Consider the following 19,117-nt stretch of genomic DNA (forward strand, 5'->3'; position numbering starts at 1 on the left):
ATCCATTATGTATTTTTACATTTAATGGATTGTACTGTATTGATTGCAAGGAGCAGAGTAGATGGCACAGAAGCCTATTGCCGACCCTGTACGAAGGGTAGATGCTATAGCCAAAGGGAGCGGGACGCAAAAATATCTTACCGACTTCCAATTTGAGGATATGCTGTACAGTCGAATGGTCCGCTCGAGTATTCCCCGTGGGATTATTAAGAATATTGAGGTCCCCCAGCTACCCGAAGGGTACTATTTCATTACTTATAAAGACATTCCGAGTGACGGACGAAATGAACTTGCAATGATTGCAAAGGACTGGAAGTGTTTCGCCGAGAACGAAGTAAGGTATGTCGGTGAGACCATAGGCCTTTTGGTCGGGGAAGACAGGAATATCCTTGCCGATCTCCATGACCAGGTCAAAGTTACCTATGAGGAATTGGAACCTGCCATTTCCATTGAAGATGGCCTTGCCCTAAAAGGTGGTGCTTTTGTCAACGATGACAACATCTTCTGTGAGTTGCATACCGAGACCGGGGAAAACCTCGATGAGGTCTTTTTCCAGGCAGACCGTGTGTTCGAGGAAACCTACCGTACTGGATTCCAGGAACACGTTCATCTTGAAACCAATGGTGCGCTGTGCTGCAAGGAAGACGACAAGTTTGTCATTTATGCCTCTGCCCAGTGTCCTTTCTATATTCGGAAATCCATTGCAGGGCTTCTTAACCTGCAACCCCAGGACATTATCGTGCGTCAGACGACTACCGGTGGTGCGTTCGGGGGAAAAGAGCATTTTCCCGATGTGCTCAGCGGTCCCCTGCTGGTAGCAGTCAATAAGATTGGCAAGCCGATCCAGCTTTCCTTCGACCGGAGCGAGGACATGGAATACTCGGTCAAACGTCATCCGAGCAGGACGAAGATCAAGACAGCCCTGGACAAGGATGGGAATATCCTTGGCATGGATATAGATGTTGTCTACAATGTCGGGGGATATCTCTCCTGTTCGTTTGTTGTCCTGCAGCGTGGGGTTTTCCATGCAACGGGTTGTTATGCAATCCCCTCAACCAGGATACATGGACGCGGTGTGGCTACCAACACCTTCCCAAGCGATGCCTTCCGTGGTTTCGGAGCCCCCCAGACTATTTTCGCCATTGAACGGCATATGGATCATCTCGCTGTGTTCCTCAAGAAAGACCCTCTGGAACTGAGGAATCAATATCTTCTAAAGAAAGGTTCGCTTACCTCTACCAATGGCCATGTCGTCGAAGACGTCAAGCTTCCCGAGATGATCAAACAGATTACCGATGCTTCCGATTACTGGCGCAAATCCAAGGAATATGACCGAGGCTCAGGAAAGGGTATCGGAATTTCTTTGTATAACCATGGCGGTGCTTTTACCGGAAACGGTGAACAGATGATTATTAAAGCCCATGCAAGGTTGCATAAGAGCGCCGATGGCATGGTCGAAATCCTTGTCGGAAGTACCGAGATGGGGCAAGGTTTCCAGACCGCGGCACGTAAAATCGCCGCCCAGGTTCTGGATATTGATATCGACATGGTTACGTACGAGAATCCCGATACGTCACGTGTTCCCGATAGCGGTCCGACGGCAGCAAGCCGTTCTACCATGATTGTCGGAAAACTGGTTGAACGGGCGGCCTTGCAGATGAAGGACCGTTATGCCTCGGAAGAAGATTTCTCTGTCGAAGTTGAGTATGAACATCCCGAAGGTTTCCCCTGGGACCAGAAAACCTTCCAGGGTGATGCCTACCTCGGCTATGGCTGGGGGGCGGCAATCGTCGAGGTTGAGCTCGATCCCCTTACTTCTGAAGTAGAGACAAAGGGAATCTGGGTCAGCCATGATGTAGGTCATCCAATTGATGAGCTCATCATCCGTGGACAGGTCCATGGAGGGGTGATGCAGAGCCTTGGCTATGCCTCAATGGAACTGCTGGAGAACAAGAAGGGTTATTTCAAGCAAAATTCCATGAGCGATTATATTATCCCGACTTCCATGGATTTCCCGAAAATGGAATCGTTTTTGGTTGATAACCCCTATCCCTATGGGCCTTTCGGGGCTAAGGGTATGGGTGAATTGGTGTTCAATGGAGCTGATGCCGCGTTCTGTGATGCGGTAAGCCGTGCCATTGATCGGAAAGTCTGCGAGATTCCCATCCCGAGCGAAACTATTATGGAGCTACAGCTACATGGAAACTAACATAGAATTTACCTTGAATGGGGAACTTGTCTCCATTACTACCGATCCGCTTCGTCGTCTGCTTGACGTAATCCGGGAGGATTTCGGCCTTGTCGGAACCAAGGAAGGTTGCGGTGAGGGTGAGTGTGGGGCTTGTTCCGTCATTAAAGACGGAAGGATCATCACTACCTGCATGGTTCCGATAGGGGCTGTCGGGGGAAGTTCCATCATGACAATCGACGGGCTGAAGGAAACCGCTCAGGGCAAGTGCATCATCGAAGCCTTTGCCGACGGAGGGGCTGTCCAGTGTGGGTTCTGCATCCCGGGTATGGTTATAGCCGCCGAGGATATGCTTACGCGCAACCCGCATCCAAGCGAGCAAGAAATTCGTGCAGGTATCAGCGGGAATATCTGCCGCTGTACCGGCTATGATTTGATCGTGGAAAGTATCAAACTCGCCAGCGAGAGGGGGAATGGACTATGGTAACCTATATTCCGGAAACACTCGAAGAAGCTCTTGCTATCAGAAAAGAGAGTGGTGCTCGCCCCCTTGCAGGCGGTACCGATCTGATGGTCCAGTATCGTCGGGGAGTAGGGGTAACGCCCAAGTTTCCCTGGCCGATCATGATAGTCAGCCAGCTTGCAGAGCTCAAAGGTATTTCTCAGGACCTCGATGGCAGCTGTGTAATCGGTGCCGGTGTTACCTCTACTGAGATTGCAGAATCGGAGATGGTACCCTTTCATGTACGTGAGGCAGCAAGCAGGATGGGCGCCATTTCGCTTCGCAACCTAGCCACGATAGGCGGAAACATCGGCAATGCTTCCCCTAAGGGCGACCTTCCTGCCGTTTTGATCCTTCTCGATGCTTCCCTTGTGCTGTCCAGTGTCAGCGGGGAGCGGATTGTCTTGCTTGACGATTTTATCGTGGGGGCAAAGAAGACACTCCTAAGAGAGGATGAGCTTATCACCAAAATTATCATTCCAAGGCCTGAAAAGCCATTTACCTATGTATGGTACCGTAAAATCGGAACCAGAAAGGCAAATGCAATAAGCAAACTATCCTTCTCAGCCGCCATGACTGTGGATGATGAGGGAATAGTCACTGATTTTCGAGCTTCCAGCGGTGCTGCAGGTCCGAAAATCGCAAGGAACAAAGAATTGGAATCCACTTTGATCGGGAAAAACATCGAGGATCTTCCCTCCATGATACCCGCCTTCCTTCTAGAATATGACAAGATCATATCGCCTCATGCCATGCCTGAGTACAGAAGGGAGTCGACAAAAAGAATGCTTGCTTATTTTTTGGAACAGGTCGCTAAAAGACCTGCATCGGAGATAATCAAATAGGAGTATCCATGAAATCTTCCATTTTACTGAAGAACATTTTCTGCCTGCAACTGAGTTTTGACGGTCCTCAGTACAGGGGTGCCGATTTGCTGATAGTCGGGAATAAAGTTGCCAAGATGCAACCTGAGGGTGGTTTGATCGCACCTGAGGGGGCCCGGGTCATCGATTGCTCGAGGCATGTGGTAATTCCCGGTCTGGTAAACACTCACCATCATTTCTACCAGACACTGACCAGAAACCATCCGGCTGTACAGAATGCAAAGCTCTTTGATTGGCTGAAGTTTCTCTATGATGTATGGAAATATGTCGATGATGAAGCTGTCTACTATTCCTCTATGCTCGCCATGGCCGAGCTGATGAAGACCGGTTGTACCTGTACCACTGACCACCATTACCTCTATCCGAGGAATTTCAAAGGCGATTTGATGGGGCTTCAGTTTGAGGCTGCCGACAAACTGGGAATGCGTTTTAGTCCCACAAGGGGCTCGATGAGCCTGAGCAAGAAAGACGGGGGACTTCCTCCTGACAGTGTCGTACAGACGACCGATGAAATTCTCGCCGATAGTGAACGTTGCATCCTGAAATATCATGATGATGCTCCTGATGCCATGCACAAGATTGCCTTGGCTCCCTGTAGCCCGTTCAGTGTTACCAAGGACTTGATGAGTGAGACAGCTATCCTGGCGAGGAAATACGGTGTAAGATTACATACGCACCTGTGTGAAACGGCTGATGAAGCTGATTTTTGCCAGAGTATGTACGGTATGCGCCCTGTAGCGTTGATGGAGGAATGTGGCTTGATCGGAAATGATGTGTTCTATGCACATGGGATTCATTTCAATGACGAAGAACTCAAAGTTCTCCAAAATACCGGTACACATATTGCGCATTGTCCCTCTTCGAACATGAGACTGGGAAGCGGAATCTGCCGCGTGCAGGATATGCTTAAAATGGGTATCAATGTAGGAGTGGCAGTTGACGGCAGTGCGAGCAATGACAGCTCGGATATGCTCAATGAGGTTCGCATGGCCATGTTGTTGCAGCGGGTCAAATATGGCTCCGATGCCCTTACTGCGTCAGAAGCTTTTACCATGGGAACCATAAACGGTGCGAAGATGTTGAATTTCGGTAATGTCGGATGCCTGTTTGAGGGTTGGGCTGCCGATATGGCGATTTTTGATGTTTCTACCTTGCCTTATGCAGGCAGTCAGAGCGACCCAGTGGCAAGTCTGCTCTTCTGTGGAACAGACCATAACACAGATTATACGATTATTAATGGAAAAGTTGTAGTTGACCAAAGGCGGCTGGTTGGCTTCGACGAACAGGCTCTTGCTGATAAGGCGAACGCTATCAGCAAAAAGCTTATGGATAAAGCTGCCAGAGGGGAGGCCGTATGATACAGGAATTTCTCATTGCAACCAATACCGAGGATGCCCTCGAATTGAAACGTACACATGAGGGAAGCGTCTTTTATGCAGGTGGAACAGAAATCAACCGCTTAGGTTCGACAATCCAGGCCACGACTGCAATCAGTCTTTCCAAATTGCGTCTGGATACGATAACAGAGGATGAATCGACGATTCGAATCGGCAGCATGGTCACGTTCCAGCAGTTACTCGAATCTCCCTTGGTTCCTCAGTGGCTCAAGGATGCGGCTTTGTTCTGCGGGTCGTTCCCGAAGAGAAACATGGCAACGATAGGTGGAAACCTTGCGCTCTGTCGCGATGATTCCTACCTTGGACCAGCGTTGCTGGCTTCCCGTTGTCGTCTTTGCACAGCAAGTCTTACCGAAAAAGGGGCATACTGCGAGGATAATATTCCTATTCGTGAATATCATGCCTACCATGCCCAGTTCAAGGGAACCTTGTTGCTTGTCATTATTATTCCCAAGGCCTCGCGCTTCGTTGGTACCTTGCGGTTTGCCAATACGGTGGAAAGCCACGCAGCGGTAACCGTTGGTTTTGGGGCATCAGTGGATGGGGAAGGGGTTATTGACCATGTTCGTCTGTATGCTGCTGTAAAAGGTAGTCCTTTGCAGCGTTTGTCTGCGGTTGAAAATTCGATTGAAAACGGCGAATTGACAACCCAATCTGATGTTCAGCATGCCATTGCCCATGATATCGAGGCGAAGGATGATTTTAGTGGAAGTTCTGCCTATAAGCGGTACATTGCCAGTGATTCCCTTGCCCAATTGTTTGCCAAATTCCTGGCAGGAGGCGTGAAATGAGTATTATTTCTTGTAATATAAACAATAGGAATGTCAAAATAGAAAGTAACGGTTCAGAATCGTTGCGAGAAATGTTGGTTCGAGCCGGACATTTTGCCGTTCGAGACAGTGATGACCGCGAAGGGTTTGCCGGAAGCGATACCATCATTTTCAATGATATGCCGGTGTATGCAAACCTGATGGTAGCAGGCCAGGCAGAGGGTGCGGTTATCCGAACCCCTGATAGCCTCGGGGATAGCCGTCACTTGAGTGCTGTCCAACAGGCAATGATAGATGCTGGTATTGTCCAGAGTGCTTACAATATTCCTGCTGCAGCCTTGCTGTTGACTTGGCTTCTGGAACATGAAAAAAATCCTACCAAAGAGCAGATCGATAATGTGCTTTCCGGTATCTTTATCCGTGACACAGGGTATGAGCATTTCTACCTTGCAGTCAAATTGGCTTTGGAGAAAATGAAAGACGGGAAGTATTCATCTGAGATTTCCCCTTCTTTCCGGGAGAACCTCACCTATGTCGGCAAACCGAAGGCGAAGGTCGATGGTCCGCAGCTGGTAGCCGGAGAAAAGAGCTTTGTCGAGGATAGGGTGCTTCCAGGCTATAACAGCATGGTAGTTTTGCGCAGTCCTTATGCACATGCCTATATAAAGAAGATCGACACAAAAGAAGCTGAGGCGATGGAAGGTGTTATCGCCATCATTACCGCAGATAACTGCCCAGACGTATTCTACATGCAGGCTGGTCAGGGGAACCCTGAGCCGAGTCCCCATGACAGGCGTTTGTTCAACCATAAGGTCAGGCACGTAGGTGACCGGGTCGCTGCCATTGTTGCCGAAACCGAGGAACAGGCCTTGGCTGCCCGCTCTGCTATCAAGGTAGAGTATGAAGTACTGAAACCGGTATTTACTGTAGAGGAAGCCATGGCTGAGGGTGCTCCCCTTGTGCATAACGGGGTTGTTGAATACCGCGTAGGCGCCCCTGCAGATTTGGATGAGTATAATAAGAGTGCTGAGAAAAGAGACGGGAAAGTTGTCTACCAGTTCCCCCTCCATGGTGATATCCGCCACAACATTGCATCCGCAGCCCATGGCCAGATCGGCGATGTGGAAAAAGGATTTGCCGAAGCCGATGCCGTAGTTGAGAGAACCTACCAGACTTCCCAGATTCAATGTACCCCACTTGAACCCCATGTATGCTATGCCAAGATTGACAATGGCCGACTGGTGCTCCATGCCTCTACGCAGGTACCTTGGCATGTGCGCCGCATTGTAGCCTGGGTCTGTCAGATTCCCGAGAACAAAATCCATGTCATCAAGGAAAAAGTTGGCGGCGGCTATGGTTCGAAACAAGATATCCTGGTAGAGGACCTGGTTGGATATGCAACCTGGTTGACTGGCAAGGCTGTCTATTACAGAAATACCCGCGAAGAGGAATTCATTGCAAACTCCACCCGTCATCCGATGAGGGTGACTGTAAAGATGGGGGCAAAGAAAGATGGATCCCTTACTGCCGTGTATATGGACGTCAGGGCAAATACCGGTCCATACGGAAACCATTGTCTTACCGTTCCCATGAATGCCTGTTCGAAGACACTTCCTTTGCTCAAGTGTGACAACATGCGTTTCGATGTAATCACCTACTACACCAATATCCCTCCCACGGGAGCCTACCAGGGCTATGGGGCGCCGAAAGGGACCTACGGGCTCATGGTGTGTATGGCAGAGCTTGCCGACAAGCTTGGCCTTGACTACTACCAGATGGCTATGAAGAACAAGGTTGAACCCGGGTATATGCTTGAGATTCTCAAGGGCCTTGGCGAAGGACGTGAAGGTAACGTGGTTCCCGTTGGTTCGTGTGGTCTTGACCAGGCTCTCAAGCAGGGCGCGGAAATGATCCATTGGGGCAAGAAGGAGAAATCCAAAGATCCCGATTGGAAAATCGGAAAAGGTTTTGCGATGATCCAGCAAGGTTCAGGCCTTCCTGGGCTCGACCATGCAAATGCTTGGGCAAAGCTTCTCACAGACGGCACCTTCCAGATTTTCAGTGGCGGTGCAGACTTGGGAACCGGACTCGATACGATCAGCGTCAAGATGATGAGCGAAGCATTCTGCATCGATATGGATAGTGTAACCGTTGTCAGTGGTGATACAGACAGTTGCACGTTCGATACCGGGGCCTATGCCTCGAGTGGAACGTTCTTCAGCGGGAATGCCTCCTATTATGCGGCAGAGGATCTGAAGAAGAACCTGCTTACAGAAGCTGCGTTGCAGATGGGTGAGGATTTCGACGACCTGATCTGTCGGGCTCCTGGCGAGGTCTACAGTACAAAGACAGGCAAGACCCTCAGCTATGCCAAGCTTTCCCATGATGCACTGACGGGAACCGGTCGGGGCCAAGTCATGGGTCGTGCATCGTTTACTACGAATGCCAGCTCCATTCCCTATGGCGCCCATTTTGCCCAGGTTGCGGTCAATGTGAGGACCGGCCAGGTCAAGGTGCAGAAATTCTATGCGCTGCAGGATGCAGGGACTCCGATCAACCCGGAACTTGCTTTGTGCCAGATGTATGGGGCTGCGTTGAAGTCCATCGGGCATACCCTGACTGAGCAAATGGTACTTGATGGGGAAGGCCGTTGTGTTTCCGCCAATTTCACAGATTACGGGGTTCCGATGATCTGGGAAAAACCGGATGATTTCAAGGCTGTCTTGATTGATATCAATGATAACGATGGGCCTTATGGAGCAAAGTCAATCAGTGAGATTGCGACAAACGGGGCTGCCCCGGCTATCGCTACCGCTATTCATGATGCATGTGGAATCTGGATGCGTTCCTGGCCTTTCTCGCCTGAGAAAATCCTGAAGGAACTCGGAAAGATTTAACAAAGTTGCAACAAACTGCAACACATTCCCTAGACAGGGGAACCTAGTCATGCTATAGTTCCGCTGTCAGGGTTTTTATGAAAATTACTAGGGAGGTTCCTAAATGAAGGACAAAGCCGCTATTAAAAAAATGATCGAAGAGCTGAAAACGCTCAAGACCGACGACATGTACCTGAATGACTTTTTCCACACCTGGAAGGAGTCTGATGACGAGATTGAGGCTGTATTCGAAGTAGCAGAAATTCTTCGCGCCATGCGTGAGAACAATATTTCGACCAAGGTATTTGACAGCGGTCTTGGAATCTCCGTATTCCGCGATAACTCAACCCGTACCCGTTTCAGCTTCACCAGCGCTTGTAACTTGCTCGGCCTTGCAGTCCAGGATCTGGATGAGAACAAGAGCCAGATTGCCCATGGTGAAACCGTCCGCGAGACTGCCAACATGATCAGCTTCATGGCTGATGTAATCGGTATCCGCGACGATATGTATATCGGAAAGGGTCACACCTACCAGAAAACAGTTGCAACTGCAGTTCAGGAAGGCTATGACGACGGGATTCTCGAACAGAGACCTACCATTGTCAACCTCCAGTGCGATATCGACCACCCGACCCAGTGTATGGCTGACATGATGCACATCATCAACCATTTCGGTGGTGTTGAAAACCTCAAGGGTAAGAAAGTTGCAATGACCTGGGCTTATAGCCCCTCCTATGGCAAACCCCTTTCTGTTCCCCAGGGAGTTATCGGTCTGTTTACCCGCTTTGGCATGGACGTAGTACTTGCCCATCCCGAAGGGTACAATGTAATGCCTGAGATCGAAGAAGTAGCCAAGGAAAATGCAGCAAAGTGCGGTGGATCCTACCAGAGGGTCAACAGCATGGAAGAAGCTTTCCAGGATGCCGATATCGTATATCCCAAGAGCTGGGCTCCGTTTGCCGTCATGGAAGAAAGGACCAAGATTGTTGAGAATGGCGATCAGGCTGCACTCAAGGACCTTGAGAAAAAATGCCTTGCAACCAATGCTCAGTTCAAGAATTGGACTTGTACCGAAGATTTGATGAAGACAACCAAAGAAGGAAAAGCTTTGTATCTGCACTGCTTGCCAGCAGACATCACCGGTGTCTCCTGTAAAGAAGGCGAAGTTGAAGCTTCCGTATTCGATCGTTACCTGGTTCCTTTGTACAAGCAGGCTAGCTACAAACCCTATGTAATTGCTGCAATGATCTTCCTTGCAAAGTTCCAGAGCCCTTCAGCTAAGCTTGAAGAACTGCTTGAACAGGCAACCAAGAGAGTTCTCTAGTCCATCGTCCCCATAAAACAATATTTGCTGAGGCCAGGAGTAATCCTGGCCTTTGATATTTCTCGGGGTAAAGATATTTTTTTCTGGGTACAATATTCTTATCAATAGTTCTAAATGTAATCCCTGATAGAAAATAATACGATGTGGAAGTAAAACCGTGCTATACTGGAAACGAGAGGTGATAGCATGATACCACGTATGGAATTTGGCCAGACAGGACATCTTAGCACCCGGATAATCTTTGGGGCAGCATCCTTGATGGATGTTACGCAGGATGATGCAGACAAAACGTTTGAGTTGCTTGCCCGGTATGGTGTGAACCATATTGATACCGCGCAGAGCTACGGTGAATCAGAGCGGCGCATCGGACCATGGATGAAACATCACCGCAAGGAGTATTTCCTTGCTACAAAGACTGAAAAACGTACGAAAAATGAAGCAAAAGTTGATTTGTCGGAATCGTTGGATAAACTTCAGACCGACCATGTAGATCTCTGGCAATTCCATTGCCTTGTAGATTCTGACGAATGGGAAAGGGCTATGGGTGAAGGTGGTGTCCTGGAAGCTGCCGTAGAGGCCAAGGAAAAGGGGCTTGTTAACCATATCGGCGTGACAGGCCATGGAATAAATGCCCCTGAAATGCATTTGAAAAGCCTCGAGCGATATCCCTTTGATTCTGTTTTATTCCCTTACAATTATCTGATGATGAAACAACCTGCCTACAGGAAACAAGTCAATAAACTTCTGGAGGTTTGTGCCAAACGAGGGGTAGCGGTTCAGACTATCAAGGCGCTGGCGAAGAGGAATATTGAGGAAAGGGTTAATCCCTATGCAACTTGGTACGAACCGCTGGATACCCCGGAAGCCATCTATCCTTCCGTTCACTGGGTCTTGGGCAATAAGCAGGTTTTCCTCAATAGTGTAGGCGATATCAATCTGCTGCCTATGGTTCTTGAAGCCGCCTCATCCCAGATAGATTTAGTCCCTAGTGAAACAATGGACAACATGGTCTCCAAATATAAAATGGAAGCATTATTCAGTTAAAGGAAGGGGTTCATGAAAATTGATCATCTTGTTCTCAATATAAGTAGAAAATATCAGCAGGATAGCAAAGAAATCAAAGCTATACAGAATGCCGGATTTCCTTATAAACCCGATATGGGAATACGTACAAAAGGCTTCAAGGTTTCCAATATCTGGATAGGAAATGAATATCTGGAATTAGTGAGGCTTCTGTTGCCTTCCGGTGGGACCTGGAAAAAGGAATGGGTCGATGCCTACAACCTGGGTCATCGCGGGTTGATGTGCCTGATGTTGGATACTGACAACCTTGATGCGGAATATAAGCGTCTGTCTTCCCTCTATGTTCCAATGACAAAACCGGAGACGGTACGTTACAAATGGTTTCTCAACCTGTTATCCAAGACAATGCCTTGGAGGAACTCGTATATTCCTGTGTTTTTCGGAGTCCCTATGCAAATTGGATTCCAGGAAACGAAGGACGCTTCCCAAAAAGGGTCAATGACGCCGAACAGCCGTGATAATTCGATCAGGGGCATCAAGAAAGTTGTTGTCGAGGGAGGATTTACGGAAGGTGATCTCAAAATGCTTGCCCAGCTTTTCCCTGAGGGAAAGCAAGAGACCGAAGGCTTTACGGTGAAATTGGAAAATAACCAGACACTGGTGTTCAGGTATAACAAGGAATATCATGTTACGATTGTTACTGATTGTAAGAATGCGGAGTTTGAGAAGAAGTATGTTAGTTTCGAAAATGTTACACTGAGAAATTCCTAACCAAAAGAAAGGGAAATAGAACAGGCAGGTCTGGCAATTGACCTGCCTGTATTTATCTAAAGCCTGTTTGTATCTTTTTTCAATATTCCCTTGAGAATTGCGAAGGCTATTATAAGCATGATCGCATCGGTCAACGGCTGTGCGTAGATGAATCCGTTGAAGCCGAATAGTCTATTAAGACCCAATAGCAAGGGTATAAACAGGAGGCCCTGGCGTGAAATGGAAAGGATGAGGGAAGGGAGGGCTTTGCCCATAGCCTGCACAGAGGTGGTGCAGAGCATCTGACCCCCGACGATCGGAAGCGAGAATACCAAAGCCCTCAAGACAATCGTGCCTGCATCGATTACCTCGACTACATTGGTAAAGGCTCCGATAAAGGATCTTGCAAATACCCACATCACGATTCCAAGCAGCAACCCAATAATGGAGGTTATGGAAATTCCATGAAGGATTATGCTATCTACCCGTTTGATGTTCCTTGCACCATAGCTGTATCCGACAAGCGGTTGGCAACCGGCGGCGATTCCCATGAAAATGAAGGTGCCAATCGTAACAATGCGTGACGCCACCCCGAGACCTGCAATCACAGTGTCTCCATAACTGGCAGCGATATTGTTCATGATTATAAGGGCAACGCTCATGAGACCCTGGCTGATGGATGATGGCAGACCGATTGTGAAGATTTCTTTGGAAATTTTCTTGTCAAAGGAAAATAGGGAAAGTCGGAAATGAATCAGGGTTTTTCCTTTTTTGTATCTGACAAGGTAGAATAGCAGGGAAATGGAATTTGCAACTACCGTGGCAATAGCCGCGCCACTGACCCCAAGGGAAAAAGTGAAGATCAACAATGGGTCGAGAATAATATTGGTCACCGTACCGATGAGCATTCCGAACATCGATCCCATGGCATCACCTTCGGCTCTGAGCAACTGGCCCAGTGCAAAATTGCACATGACTGGAATCATACCCCAGACTAATACCGAAACATAGGAAAAGGTATAGGGGAAGGTTTCTGCACTGGCTCCCAATACTGCAACCAGGTTCTTGAGGAAAATGAGCGTGAAGACGGTAACGATGAACCCAATTATAAGCAGGTAGACCATTCCGATGGTGAGTGTCTTGTCAGCTTCTACAGCTTTTTTCTCACCCAAGGCCCGGGAAATGTAAGAAGCCGCACCTGTCCCTATTACCCCTGCCAAAGCCATGGAAAGAATAAACACCGGCAATGCTATATTGGCAGCGGCAAGCTGGTTTGCATCGTTGAGTTTACCAATAAAAAAGGTGTCTGCAAGGTTATAGAGAACTTGGACCATCATCCCTGTCACAACGGGCAAGGACATTACCAGTATTGCCTTCGGAACCGATTCTTCTGAGAGTAATTTGATTCTGTCTTGTTTCATATTTTGGTTTCCTTTTCAAGGACAGAAAGGCTTTTAGCTCTTTCTGTCATGCTGGTGAGTACATCGAGAAATATTGTTTGATCGGTTTCGCTTATTCCTTCCAGGAGTTCTGTCTCCCATAGGTTCACGATAGCGTATACGCTCTTCACTTCTTCTTCCCCTTTTTCTGTCAGGGATACAATTTTTTCCCGTTTGTTTTGTTCATTTACAACTCTTGAGACCAAGCCTTTCTGTTCCAGCTTGACCAGAATCTTTGCTATAGTTCCCTTGTCCAGTACCAACTGTGTGGAAAGGGTGTCCTGGCTTATGTTGTTTTGGATGGAGAGATACATGATTACCGAGTGTTCGGAGCCTACGATTTCAAGACTCTGTAAGTTCTTGTGAGCATAGATACACCAATATTTAGCTATCGCTGACAATTGTTTCATGAACATGAGCCAACTCCTTGTATTATTTTATAGGTTGCAAATGCAACTGTTGCAAATGCAACTGTTGCAAATGCAACTGAAATGAATATATTGATATAGGCTTAGAGGGTCAAGATAGAATATGAATAATTTGAAATTTGAGAGAAATAAACAGGTACTGACTGATAGAATTCTGATTTATGCAAATGCAATAGGCTGTCCGGAGTGTTTTTTTTAGGTTTTATTGTTTTGAGCGATAGCATGAGCAAAAGGAAACCCTTTAAAGAGTTTCCTTTTGCCGTAGTGTCAGACTTATAGGATTTCCTGGAATTCCAACCGTTCTTGTTCCGGACCACGGAACATGAAGAAACGGCATCCGTTTGCACCGAAGTCTTCAAACTTCACGATACCCCGTTCTTCAACCTCAACACCTTTCTCAACCAAAAAGGCATAGACCTTCTCGATATCTTTACAACTGAGGGCTATGTGCCTAATTTCATCTTTGTTTTCTTTTCTGTGATCTTTCCCATCACAGATGATTTCTAAGACAAGGTTGCCTTTTTGCACAAATATAACGTTGTCATGAAACATATATTCCTTGGAGAATCCAAGGATTCCACAGTAAAAATCCTCAGCCTTTTGCAAATCCTGTACAAAGATCCCACAATGGGCAAGATTGCCCATGATCAACTTTTCTTTCATTGTTGTCCCTCTTGGTTAGTACTAGTTAAAAGTAGTTTTCAAACAAGTTAGCATACTGCTGATGATACTTAGGTTCAACCCGTGATTTCAATCTTTCAATAGCTTTTACTATTTTGAAACTAGATAGTATGCATTTTCAACAAAATAGCAGTACCAAAGATCAGGTACGGCTGTTCTGTACCTCTTGGTTTATCCTATCAGTTGTAAGGAGCCTTGCATTTTTCCACGATAGATTCGCTGTCGATCTTGTATTCATCAATGACATCACCATAATGACCGCTTTCTGCAAACGTATCTGCAAGGCCAAGATGATAGAATGCCGATGAAATACTTGCAAGAATCAGTGTATGGCAAAGTTCATACGCCAGGCCGTTACGCTGTTGATGGTTCTCCACTACCAACAGGCGCCCTGTTTTTCTCCCTGAATCAAGCAGGAGTATCGCATCAAATGGCTTAATCGAATTAATATCGATAAACTCCTATGAAATCCCGGAATAAACGGTTATAGCAAGGTCTCTGTGAGATCATTACCATAGTGCAAAGCCAACGGACCGATTAACTGCATGCTTGGAAACGTATGCATGAAGGCAATATCTTCAGTGGTCTATGGGGTCTCCGGTCAATTGTATCATTCAACCCACCCTGTGACCGAAATGTCTTTAAATCCAAATTTGAATAGCAGCTTATCGTTCTGACTGCCTAGAATGTTTGGAAGGTAAGTAAGATACCATAGAAATTCGTAACGATTTGCCTGTATGTAGCTGATACCGGCAACTACAGCTACCATGCCTGGCTTTGTGAGACCCTCATTGAATTCTCCTTCTTGGGAAAAAATTTTTCATGGGCTTTCGGTGCAGGCAAACCAATATAGCCAAACTAACTGTCCTGTTTGGATAACCCTAATAGATATATTGGTTACCACCAATCAGCAATACTATTGCTGATTGGTGATAGAAGAGAAATCAAGATGTTGGAAGTGGCAATGGCTTCCATTGAGTACAGTAAAACCTACCTGTCCATACGAATATGGTGAATCTATATCGTTATACTCAAAAACGGTTTTTCCATCGATACTTGCGAGAATCCGGTTTTCACGCATAGTAATTGATAAAATATACTTCTGCTCCATATTGAACTGAAACGGTATTTGTTCCAACACCTTGTAGGTGTTATGTTTTTTAACCAAGGCGATGGTGTTTTTGCCATAGAATCCAAAGGCATAACTTCTAGCTGCTCCCTGGACTCTGAAATTTACCAGATGATAGTACCCGAGTTTGGGTTGTATTGTGCAGGAAACTTTCACATCTCTAGTCTCGTAGAAACCGGTATAGGCTTCTCCCTCAACTGCACAACTTCCGCTCAATGACGTTCCCTCAAGTTCCCATAATCCACCGTTTTGGGAAAATTGGCTTATTTCCTGGTGCAGGCCAGAATGTCCAAATCCATAGTTTTGGATCATTTCCCTGTCGAAATCGATAGTATATTCTGGATTCCCCTTAAATAAGACGGAATCAAGGAGAACCGTAAGATCTTCTAAATTTCTCGAAGCTGAGAAGACCGTCAGATCAAAACGATTTATCAATCCATGTTCAATCCTTGGTATTTTCAAAGTTATTGTACCTGTTGCCTGGGGTTCAAGGGATATCATATGTGAATAAGTGGTTTTATTGCGTAGGTCGTAGACGGCTAAACTTACTTCAATTTTACTGGAACCAATATTCATCAAAACCGCAGTGACGCTTTGTCCCGGAAAGAGGATTGGTGTGAAACTAGGATCATACCGTGAATCGCTTAAATCTTCGGGGGTATAGAATGTTTTTACAAAAACATTCATTGAGGAAGCCTGATTTACCGAAATAGCAAGGGATCGATGATTGGGGATTACCGCTCGTTCACAATTTTCAATCGACACATTATCGGTTGAGGTCCTGAAAGCTTGGGTTGATTTTTGGAAATCAAAATGAAATAACCTTCCTGAAATGGTAGAACGTTCTGCCCATTCTTCAGGCAAACTGACACCAGCCATCCTGCAACCCAAAGTACAAAAATACTGAGCAGTATTGGAAACCGTGTCGATATTCAAATTTCCAATGACGCTGGACGAAATGAGGAGGTCGCGGATAGGATCGAGCCACTTCTGTTCAATTCCCTCTATACCTTTGAATACTCCGAGTATTGAACCAACATTGCCTGCATTGCAGTCGGTATCCCAACCACAGGAATTGCAAATCATCTGTGACTTTCCAAAATCTTCTTCCCCATATAAGAGGGATAGGATAATAATAGCGGCATTTGGAATGATATGGCAATTTCCTGGATATTTGTCATATCCAAAGGTAGCTTGGACGAAAAAAAGACATCGTTTCCAATTTTTTTTAGTATCTTTTTTATAGAAATCGATTATTTCCCTAACTACATAAGCATAATGGCTGGTTTCTGGAATGGTGAGAAGACCTTTTTGGATTACCTCTGCAATGGAAGATGCACAATATGCTGCACTAATACATGCGGCAATAAAGCGTCCTCCCACTATGCCTTCTCCATCATGAGAAACTGAGACCATTTTCTGTGCATAATCTGCAGCTATGCTTGGATTAGCAGGAAACACAAAGCCCCAACTGTCAACAAAAATCTGTCCACCGATTTGTTCTGATACAGAAAGTCCATTTTGGAGAACCGAGCCGCTGCGAGGGGCTGTTATTCCAGCTTTTAAATTTTCATAGACAGTATGTTCCGTTGAAATACCATATCCGCCCCACCAAAAAAAACCTCGATGGGAAGAAACATAGTTGAGCCAAGTTTCTCCCATCTGTTCTACTGTAATGGGTTTCTTGTCAGCTGAGAAGTCTGAAAGGCATCGGATAAAAAAAGCAGGTCCATTGCTGTCATCATCTGCAGCATAATCATTGTATTCGCTTTTGTAATAATTGATTTCTCCGTAGGTTTCCATAATTTTTTCATGAGTCCATCCTTCAATAGGTGATCCCATCCTTATTCCGATGATCTTTCCCATCCAACCCGCATAGGTTTTCTGAAAATACGTATTGTCTAATAAAAAAAGCTGGTTCATTTCACACTCCCTGAAGTCATTCCGTCTATGAAATATTTCTGAAGAAAGAAAAACAAGAGCACAATCGGAAGCATGGTAATAATTCCCGCAGTGTAAATCATGGAAAGATCTGATCCACGTTCACCTACAAACAGCACATATTTTGTTGCTGCAGTTTTCAATTCCGGTTTCTGTAAAAAGGTGTTGGCAAGCGTAAACTCATTCCATGTATTTACGAATGAAATCAGGAGAATTGTCGTAATGACTGGTTTGGCCAAGGGGAAAATTATTTTTGCAATTACTTGATAAGTCGAACATCCATCAATAATAGCAGCTTCATCGAGAGCATTTGGAATTCCACTTACAAAGGTGCTCGCTAGCAGTATATTGAAAGGGAGGTTCATTGCTATATAAATCAGAATGAGACCCACGTGGGTATTGACGAGGTTTAGGTTGGCAAACGAATAATATAAAGGAACTAGGAAGGAAAAGGTTGGTATTGAGAGCGATACTCCAAAGTAAACCAACAAATAGTTGCTGAACTTATTATTTGATCGAGAGAGAAAATATCCACCGATTATAGAAAATACAAGTACCACCACCGAGGAGGAAATACTTACTAACATGCTATTGGCAAAAGCATTGAAATAGCCACCAATGTTCCATGCCTTTCCGAAATTTGAAAACTGAGGGTGAAAAGGAAATGCAACAGCTACCTTTTTGATATCAGCATTAGTTCTCAGCGAGTTCATCAGTGCCGCTAGCAGGGGAGTGATTTGGATGATTGCTAGCGTTATTAGGACTATATATAAAATTATTTTGCCTATTTTTTTATTCTTTCTCATTATTCATCCCCAAATTTTTTTTGAAATAATGCAAACCCACCGAAAATTACTATTGCTATGAAGGTTTGGACAACAGAGATAGCACAGGCATATCCTGCACGGTATTTGAAGAATGCATTTTTATAGAGCATTGTTGATAATAGCGAAGATCCCGAAGATCCTTTTGTCATTACCCACACGTAATCGAATGTACTTATTGACCAAACCATGCTTGCAAGGATAACAAACAGCAGGGTCTTTTTAATGCCAGGGATGGTAATGTACCAGAGTTTTTGCATTTCGCTGGCTCCTTCCACTTCTGCACTTTCGTATAACATTGGGTCAATTTGTTGCATAGCGCTGAGAAACACAACAAGCAGGAATCCCCACCAGTGCCACATATCGACGCTGGCTACTGAAAATAATGCATGCGAAGGTGCAAGCCAGTCTTTTGCTAGAAAACCGAGACCCATTTGTTCAAACAAAGAATTAATCCCAAAGTAAGGATTGTAGAATGCTGCAAATATTTTACCAGCGATTGCAGCAGAAATAACATAGGGGAGAAAATAACAAGCACGCAAGGCAACTTGCCCTTTCTGGGTTTTTGCCAGGAAAAATCCAATTAATATGCTAAGGATAATGGGAATTGTTAGAAATATCGACAACCACCTGATATTGTTTGCGAATGCCTCATAGAAATTGGGATCTTTGAATAGTTCCAGGTAATTTTTTATGCCAATGAATTTTTTTGAAATCAATCCATTCCAATCAGTGAATGAATTGAAAAATGAATTGAAGGAAGGTAAAACAACCAGAATGAAATGATAGAGGAATATAGGCAGTAAGGAAAAAATGGCTATCCGGCTTTCTTTTTTTTTGTATCCTAAGATTTCTTTGTCAAAATGCATAGCTAATCCTGATTTTTGGTTTTGAATGAGATCATGATTGGTGAAATACAGGGGTGGAAGTAATATCCACCCCATCTTTATTAGGTAACAAG

Annotated in this window: 16 protein-coding genes; 9 read left to right on the plus strand and 7 right to left on the minus strand. The window is 45.7% G+C overall.

Features of this window, described 5'->3' with window-relative positions:
- The first annotated feature begins 61 nt into the window (after nucleotides 1–61).
- The 9 genes from SPIGRAPES_RS15675 (at nucleotide 62) to SPIGRAPES_RS15715 (ending at nucleotide 11,735) form a co-directional block, all read left to right on the plus strand.
- Nucleotides 62–2,209, plus strand: coding sequence for a xanthine dehydrogenase family protein molybdopterin-binding subunit (locus SPIGRAPES_RS15675; RefSeq protein WP_014271738.1), 2,148 nt, complete (start codon nucleotides 62–64; stop codon nucleotides 2,207–2,209).
- Nucleotides 2,199–2,675, plus strand: a complete 477-nt coding sequence (locus SPIGRAPES_RS15680) for a (2Fe-2S)-binding protein (RefSeq protein WP_014271739.1) — start codon at nucleotides 2,199–2,201, stop codon at nucleotides 2,673–2,675. The genes SPIGRAPES_RS15675 and SPIGRAPES_RS15680 overlap by 11 nt, the downstream gene beginning before the upstream one ends.
- The gene (locus tag SPIGRAPES_RS15685) at nucleotides 2,669–3,535 is read left to right on the plus strand and encodes an FAD binding domain-containing protein (RefSeq protein ID WP_014271740.1); all 867 of its coding nucleotides are present in this window, start codon (nucleotides 2,669–2,671) and stop codon (nucleotides 3,533–3,535) included. The genes SPIGRAPES_RS15680 and SPIGRAPES_RS15685 overlap by 7 nt, the downstream gene beginning before the upstream one ends.
- An 8-nt stretch (nucleotides 3,536–3,543) precedes the next feature.
- Entirely contained in the window at nucleotides 3,544–4,932 is a 1,389-nt protein-coding gene (locus SPIGRAPES_RS15690) for an 8-oxoguanine deaminase (protein WP_014271741.1), read from the plus strand.
- A complete protein-coding gene (locus SPIGRAPES_RS15695; protein ID WP_014271742.1) occupies nucleotides 4,929–5,762 on the plus strand; it encodes an FAD binding domain-containing protein in 834 nt (277 codons plus the stop codon). The genes SPIGRAPES_RS15690 and SPIGRAPES_RS15695 overlap by 4 nt, the downstream gene beginning before the upstream one ends.
- Complete coding sequence (locus tag SPIGRAPES_RS15700; protein ID WP_014271743.1) at nucleotides 5,759–8,638, plus strand: molybdopterin-dependent oxidoreductase Mo/Fe-S-binding subunit; 2,880 nt, start codon at nucleotides 5,759–5,761, stop codon at nucleotides 8,636–8,638. Before SPIGRAPES_RS15695 ends, SPIGRAPES_RS15700 begins: the two co-directional genes overlap by 4 nt.
- Before the next feature lie 103 nt (nucleotides 8,639–8,741).
- On the plus strand, nucleotides 8,742–9,941 hold the full coding sequence (gene ygeW / locus SPIGRAPES_RS15705; RefSeq protein ID WP_014271744.1) for a knotted carbamoyltransferase YgeW: 1,200 nt from the start codon (nucleotides 8,742–8,744) through the stop codon (nucleotides 9,939–9,941).
- Nucleotides 9,942–10,127: 186 nt separating this feature from the next.
- On the plus strand, nucleotides 10,128–10,985 hold the full coding sequence (locus tag SPIGRAPES_RS15710) for an aldo/keto reductase (RefSeq protein ID WP_014271745.1): 858 nt from the start codon (nucleotides 10,128–10,130) through the stop codon (nucleotides 10,983–10,985).
- Between the two features lie 12 nt (nucleotides 10,986–10,997).
- The gene (locus SPIGRAPES_RS15715) at nucleotides 10,998–11,735 is read left to right on the plus strand and encodes a hypothetical protein (RefSeq protein ID WP_014271746.1); all 738 of its coding nucleotides are present in this window, start codon (nucleotides 10,998–11,000) and stop codon (nucleotides 11,733–11,735) included.
- Nucleotides 11,736–11,791: 56 nt separating this feature from the next.
- Here the strand turns inward: SPIGRAPES_RS15715 and SPIGRAPES_RS15720 are convergent, their stop codons facing one another.
- From SPIGRAPES_RS15720 to SPIGRAPES_RS17500, 7 genes are all read right to left on the minus strand, one after another.
- Entirely contained in the window at nucleotides 11,792–13,135 is a 1,344-nt protein-coding gene (locus tag SPIGRAPES_RS15720) for an MATE family efflux transporter (RefSeq protein WP_014271747.1), read from the minus strand.
- Nucleotides 13,132–13,563, minus strand: coding sequence for a MarR family winged helix-turn-helix transcriptional regulator (locus tag SPIGRAPES_RS16730; protein ID WP_081468840.1), 432 nt, complete (start codon nucleotides 13,561–13,563; stop codon nucleotides 13,132–13,134). Before SPIGRAPES_RS16730 ends, SPIGRAPES_RS15720 begins: the two co-directional genes overlap by 4 nt.
- Nucleotides 13,564–13,854: 291 nt before the next feature.
- Nucleotides 13,855–14,244 (minus strand): VOC family protein, encoded by a 390-nt coding sequence (locus SPIGRAPES_RS15730; protein WP_014271749.1) that lies wholly within the window; start codon nucleotides 14,242–14,244, stop codon nucleotides 13,855–13,857.
- A 197-nt stretch (nucleotides 14,245–14,441) separates the two neighbouring features.
- A complete protein-coding gene (locus SPIGRAPES_RS15735; RefSeq protein ID WP_081468817.1) occupies nucleotides 14,442–14,717 on the minus strand; it encodes a transketolase C-terminal domain-containing protein in 276 nt (91 codons plus the stop codon).
- A 461-nt stretch (nucleotides 14,718–15,178) separates the two neighbouring features.
- Nucleotides 15,179–17,314: an ADP-ribosylglycohydrolase family protein gene (locus tag SPIGRAPES_RS15740; protein WP_014271750.1), complete on the minus strand. Its 2,136-nt coding sequence runs from the start codon at nucleotides 17,312–17,314 to the stop codon at nucleotides 15,179–15,181.
- The gene (locus SPIGRAPES_RS15745; RefSeq protein WP_014271751.1) at nucleotides 17,311–18,138 is read right to left on the minus strand and encodes a carbohydrate ABC transporter permease; all 828 of its coding nucleotides are present in this window, start codon (nucleotides 18,136–18,138) and stop codon (nucleotides 17,311–17,313) included. Before SPIGRAPES_RS15745 ends, SPIGRAPES_RS15740 begins: the two co-directional genes overlap by 4 nt.
- Entirely contained in the window at nucleotides 18,138–19,100 is a 963-nt protein-coding gene (locus SPIGRAPES_RS17500; protein ID WP_081468818.1) for an ABC transporter permease subunit, read from the minus strand. The genes SPIGRAPES_RS15745 and SPIGRAPES_RS17500 overlap by 1 nt, the downstream gene beginning before the upstream one ends.
- Nucleotides 19,101–19,117 lie beyond the last annotated feature (17 nt).

Origin of the sequence: Sphaerochaeta pleomorpha str. Grapes, from assembly GCF_000236685.1 — a bacterium.
In the GTDB taxonomy this organism is placed as follows: domain Bacteria; phylum Spirochaetota; class Spirochaetia; order Sphaerochaetales; family Sphaerochaetaceae; genus Sphaerochaeta; species Sphaerochaeta pleomorpha.

Coding starts and splice junctions, on each gene's coding strand:
- SPIGRAPES_RS15675 (WP_014271738.1), top strand. CDS start 62: ATGGCACAGAAGCCTATTGCCGACCCTGTACGAAGGGTAGATGCTATA.
- SPIGRAPES_RS15680 (WP_014271739.1), top strand. CDS start 2,199: ATGGAAACTAACATAGAATTTACCTTGAATGGGGAACTTGTCTCCATT.
- SPIGRAPES_RS15685 (WP_014271740.1), top strand. CDS start 2,669: ATGGTAACCTATATTCCGGAAACACTCGAAGAAGCTCTTGCTATCAGA.
- SPIGRAPES_RS15690 (WP_014271741.1), top strand. CDS start 3,544: ATGAAATCTTCCATTTTACTGAAGAACATTTTCTGCCTGCAACTGAGT.
- SPIGRAPES_RS15695 (WP_014271742.1), top strand. CDS start 4,929: ATGATACAGGAATTTCTCATTGCAACCAATACCGAGGATGCCCTCGAA.
- SPIGRAPES_RS15700 (WP_014271743.1), top strand. CDS start 5,759: ATGAGTATTATTTCTTGTAATATAAACAATAGGAATGTCAAAATAGAA.
- ygeW (WP_014271744.1), top strand. CDS start 8,742: ATGAAGGACAAAGCCGCTATTAAAAAAATGATCGAAGAGCTGAAAACG.
- SPIGRAPES_RS15710 (WP_014271745.1), top strand. CDS start 10,128: ATGATACCACGTATGGAATTTGGCCAGACAGGACATCTTAGCACCCGG.
- SPIGRAPES_RS15715 (WP_014271746.1), top strand. CDS start 10,998: ATGAAAATTGATCATCTTGTTCTCAATATAAGTAGAAAATATCAGCAG.
- SPIGRAPES_RS15720 (WP_014271747.1), bottom strand. CDS start 13,135: ATGAAACAAGACAGAATCAAATTACTCTCAGAAGAATCGGTTCCGAAG.
- SPIGRAPES_RS16730 (WP_081468840.1), bottom strand. CDS start 13,563: ATGAAACAATTGTCAGCGATAGCTAAATATTGGTGTATCTATGCTCAC.
- SPIGRAPES_RS15730 (WP_014271749.1), bottom strand. CDS start 14,244: ATGAAAGAAAAGTTGATCATGGGCAATCTTGCCCATTGTGGGATCTTT.
- SPIGRAPES_RS15740 (WP_014271750.1), bottom strand. CDS start 17,314: ATGAACCAGCTTTTTTTATTAGACAATACGTATTTTCAGAAAACCTAT.
- SPIGRAPES_RS15745 (WP_014271751.1), bottom strand. CDS start 18,138: ATGAGAAAGAATAAAAAAATAGGCAAAATAATTTTATATATAGTCCTA.
- SPIGRAPES_RS17500 (WP_081468818.1), bottom strand. CDS start 19,100: ATGGGGTGGATATTACTTCCACCCCTGTATTTCACCAATCATGATCTC.